Origin of the sequence: Bradyrhizobium sp. (genome assembly GCF_049798375.1) — a bacterium.
Taxonomy (GTDB): Bacteria; Pseudomonadota; Alphaproteobacteria; order Rhizobiales; family Xanthobacteraceae; genus Bradyrhizobium.
The window spans coordinates 1-4,286 of the sequence record NZ_JBARGP010000457.1 but is presented as its reverse complement, the minus strand read 5'-3'; the positions used below and the strand labels follow the sequence as shown (position 1 = coordinate 4,286).

3 protein-coding genes are annotated in these 4,286 nt (G+C 64.3%); 1 reads left to right on the top strand and 2 read right to left on the bottom strand.

The genetic code is table 11. The features are described from left to right. Positions 1-1,140: 1,140 nt before the first annotated feature. Entirely contained in the window at positions 1,141-1,860 is a 720-nt protein-coding gene (locus tag WA702_RS18855) for a hypothetical protein (RefSeq protein ID WP_425112047.1), read from the bottom strand. Between the two features lie 168 nt (positions 1,861-2,028). Here WA702_RS18855 and WA702_RS18850 point away from each other — a divergent pair, with 168 nt between their 5' ends. Continuing rightward, positions 2,029-3,489 (top strand): flavin-containing monooxygenase, encoded by a 1,461-nt coding sequence (locus tag WA702_RS18850; protein WP_425112046.1) that lies wholly within the window; start codon positions 2,029-2,031, stop codon positions 3,487-3,489. 8 nt (positions 3,490-3,497) lie between these two features. Here WA702_RS18850 and WA702_RS18845 read toward each other — a convergent pair whose 3' ends face one another. Continuing rightward, complete coding sequence (locus WA702_RS18845) at positions 3,498-3,956, bottom strand: MarR family winged helix-turn-helix transcriptional regulator (protein WP_425112048.1); 459 nt, start codon at positions 3,954-3,956, stop codon at positions 3,498-3,500. Positions 3,957-4,286 lie beyond the last annotated feature (330 nt).

Sequence of the window (4,286 nt, the reverse complement as noted above, 5' to 3'; positions counted from 1 at the left end):
AGTGTCGATGCTGGTTTGCCCGGTGGCTCGCTGTCAGATGGCTTTTTGTTCAGTGGGTCATTTTCGGATGCCGATTTGTTCGGTCGGTCGCTGGAGACTTCCGAGTTCGTCACCGTTGCCTCCCCGCGGGGCCAAATGCCCCATTCCTCAAGCCTAGCAGAATTTTGCGGTGTGGGTTGGTCAGGGTTGCTGACTAAGTCGTGGACTCTTACAAGTTGTTGCGATGACGTCGAATGGCTGATGTCTGGTTGGGGTCAAAAGCGTAGGTTGGGCCCGGACCGCCGACGCCCGGTCAGGTCCAGTAAGCGGACGTCTTCGGCGCCGCCCCGAAGGTCTCAAACGGGCGAAAGCCGCCTGTTGCCATAACGGCGTCACGTCAGCTGTACCCCCGAGATCGGACATCTCCCCCTCGCATCGATCTTCGGCTACGGCTATTTCTGACCTTGTCAAACCAGCGTGAAATCACGCTTCCGCCTCGCATCTTGTGGACGATGATGAAGCCGCCGACGAGCCGTGGCCGATCCGACACGTCGGGCAAATCACCTGCGCGATTCCTGCTTTGCGGGTTCATGCCGAGCCGACAAACAAGCGTGCGGCGGCTCGCGCTAAACGGCGAATTTCGTCAGCGGTTTCAACCCAGAGAGCCATGTTAGGCCGTTCGACCGAAACATTTCTATTTCGTTTTTGCAGAAAGTGTGGTTGGCTCACGCCATCCCGCCTCATGCGGAGGGGCGTACGCGTCGTCACGAGACGTAGAGGCGGGCTGCGATTGGACGTGAAGGCGACGGCAGACGACCGGCGTCGGCACGGACGGCGAAATCGTGTGGTTCTGGCCTCCCGGTGCTGAGGTCTGCGCAATGCGCTGACGGCGCATGGTCGCAAACGGGGGCAATCAAGCCGGTCCCCGGGAAGATCACGTATAAGCCGTAACCCGATCGCGCAGGGAAGGCCGGTTCATCCGGCTGCACCTGTGGTAACCGCCGCGTGCATTTTCTTTCGCACGCGGGCCATGGGCGTCAGCCGATGCCCGGCCTTCCCTGCGCCCTCCCGATTTCGAGGGCCTTATGTGAAGCAAAACTCGGGCGATGTCCGCCGCGAGATCGCAGAGTCGTGCCGATGAACGCGTTGCTTGGATTTCCATCATTGGCAGGCTGTCGCCGCGAACCATGCCATGCCGAGCGCGCCATCGTGCAGCCGGATGCAGGCGGTATCGTCGATCTCGGCGGCGTCATAAACCTCGCGCGGCACGGTCGCGTCGTTCGGCGCCGTCATCGGCCCCCAGGGCGCGAGCGTGAGATGATGGCTGGCGACGCGATTGCGGCCGGGCTGCTTGTCGATGATCCGGCTGCGCAGCATCGATTGCGGCGAGCGATCGAGCAGCACGTCGGCCTGACCGAGCGCGCCGAACGCATAAGCGCCGGTCAGCAGTGCCGCGGCGAGCAGCCGCCACCAGCGCCGGCGCAGATGGACCTCGCGCCTCAAGGCAGCGATCAGGAACACGATGGCGATGGCGGCGGCGAAGGCGGTCAGCGGCAGCCAGCTCACCAGGTTGAGGTCGAACAGCGAGCGCGCGAACAGGGCGCAGGCGGGCATCGCGCAGGCGGTGCCGAGATTAGCCTCATAGCCGCTGCCGAGCCCGATCCGGAACAGGCCACGACGCGCGATGACAGCGATGATCGTGAGCAACGGCAGCGCAATCAGCAACGTCATGAGCAGACCGTAGGGCTGCGGCCGAAACAGCGCCCAAAGCGCGATGATGACGGCGGCCAAGGTCAATGCGGCGGCGAACCTTTGTGCCCATGCCAGCGCCTGCGCGCGACTCTCGCGCACGCGGTTCAAATCGTTAGCTGGCTCGGCCATTCAAATGGTCCATTCACGTGTCCGGCTGTTGCGCCGGTCTCGCCTCGATAGCGCAGGAGGATTGACCGAATGCCAACGCCGATCCACGATTTGACAGCCGGGATGGCCATTGTCAGTGTTCAGCCAACCAAGTCAAAGCCGGTCACGGGAACGCCTAAGGAAAACACGATGTCATCAGAGCATGTCGACGTGCTGATCGTCGGCGCGGGGCTGTCCGGCATTGCGGCCGGCTATCACCTCAAGCACAAATGCCCGGGCAAGACGTTTGCGATCCTGGAGGGGCGCGGCGCGATCGGCGGCACCTGGGATCTATTTCGTTATCCCGGCCTCCGCTCCGACAGCGACATGTATACGCTCGGCTATTCCTTCAAGCCGTGGACCGATCCGCAGGCGATCGCGGACGGGCCCAAGATCCTGAACTATGTGCGCGAGACCGCGTTCGAGAACCGGCTGGAGGAGACCATCCGCTTCCACCACCGTGTTCGTCGTGCGTCATGGTCGAGCAGCGAGGCGCGCTGGACCGTCGAGGCTGAGCGCACGATCGGCGAGGGTGCGATCGAGACGGTGCGCTTCACCTGCAACTTCCTGTTCATGTGCGCCGGCTACTATCGCTATGAGGGCGGCTATCGGCCGGAATTTGCCGGCGCGGGCGACTTTGGCGGCCGCATGGTGCATCCGCAGGCCTGGCCCGATGACCTCGATTATGCCGGCAAGCGCGTGGTGGTGATCGGCTCCGGCGCTACCGCCGTGACGCTGGTGCCGGCGATGGCCAAGACGGCCGCGCATGTCACCATGCTGCAGCGCTCTCCGACCTATGTGGTGTCGCGCCCGGCGCAGGATGCGCTCGCCAACAAGCTGCGCCGCCAACTGCCGGCAAAGCTGGCCTATCACCTCATCCGCTGGCGCAACGTGATGTTCTCGATGTATTTCTTCCAGCTCAGCCGGCGCAAGCCGCAGCGCGTCAAGGAGCTGATCCTTGGCGGCGTCAGGCGGGCGCTCGGAGCCGACTACGACGTCGCTACCCATTTCACGCCGCGCTACAATCCCTGGGATCAACGGCTCTGCCTGGTGCCCGACGGCGACCTGTTCAAGGCGATCAGGGACAAGCGCGCCTCGGTGGTGACGCAGGAGATCGACCGGCTCACCGAACGCGGCATCGCCCTGAAGGACGGCAGCGAGATCGAGGCCGACATCATCGTCACCGCGACCGGCCTGGTGCTACAGGTGCTCGGCGGCATCGAGGTCACGGTCGATGGCCGCGCGGTCGATTTCTCGAAGACCCTGAACTACAAGGGCATGATGTATTCCGACGTGCCGAACCTAGCTGCGGCGCTCGGCTACACCAACGCGTCCTGGACGCTAAAATGCGACCTGACCTGCGAATATGTCTGCCGGCTCATCAACTACATGGACCGGCACGGCTACAAGCAGTGCATGCCGCACAATGACGATTCCACGATCAAGCCGCTGCCGTCGCTGAGCTTCACCTCCGGCTACGTGCAGCGGGCGGTCGCAGAGCTGCCGAAGCAGGGTGACCGGCGGCCCTGGCGGCTATACCAGAACTATGCGCTCGACATCGTCTCACTGCGCTTCGGCAAGGTCGATGACGGCGTGATGCGCTATTCGTGAGCGCGCCTCTAGCCGCGCTCGCCCGCCGCGGCGTCCCGCAGGGGCGCACGGCTGAGTTCGTTGCCGGCAGCGATCGCCTTGCGCAGCAGCCGCATCAACTCTTTTCCTTCCGCCGTCGTCAGCCCGCGCAGCATGGTGGCCTGCGCCGCCTCGACGGCCGGCGTGATCGCGCGCAGCATTTTCTTGCCCTCCGTGGTAACGGTGAGCACGCGGGCGCGCCGGTCGCGGCTGGAGGCCTCGCGGAGCACGAGGTTCTTCTGCACCAGGCGGTCGATCACGCCGGTGATGGTGGTGCGGTCATAGGCGATCAGGCCGGCCAGCGTGATCTGGTCGATGCCGGGATTGGTGCTAACAGCCGCCAGCGCCGCGTATTGCACCGGCGTGAGGTCGAAGCCGGCCTGCTCGACCTCCGCCAGAAACACGGCGACCGCGATCTGCTGGAAGCGGCGGGCCAAGTGGCCGGGCATGTCGTCCGTTTCCGTCACCGAAATCCTCCAATCAGCCGTTTGTTGACGAGCATACTGATGATCAGTATACTGATCAATAGCGAAGTGGCATTCAAGTGCCCGTCGGCGGGGACTGCGCGGAGCGCGTCCGGCCGGCCGGCTCAGGACGGGAGGACGCAGCATGCAATTCCATCTCAACGGCTTCGAGCCCGGGGATCCCGACATCGCCGACCCTGCCGTGCGCGCTCACGGTGGCGGCGCTTCCGGGACCGTCCCTACCGAGGTCGACGTGCTGATCGTCGGCTGCGGGCCGGCCGGGCTCAATCTCGCGGCGCAATTGTCCGCATTTCC

Excerpts from the sequence above, each read along its gene's own strand:
- WA702_RS18855 (WP_425112047.1), bottom strand. The coding sequence starts at position 1,860 with ATGGCCGAGCCAGCTAACGATTTGAACCGCGTGCGCGAGAGTCGCGCG.
- WA702_RS18850 (WP_425112046.1), top strand. The coding sequence starts at position 2,029 with ATGTCATCAGAGCATGTCGACGTGCTGATCGTCGGCGCGGGGCTGTCC.
- WA702_RS18845 (WP_425112048.1), bottom strand. The coding sequence starts at position 3,956 with ATGCCCGGCCACTTGGCCCGCCGCTTCCAGCAGATCGCGGTCGCCGTG.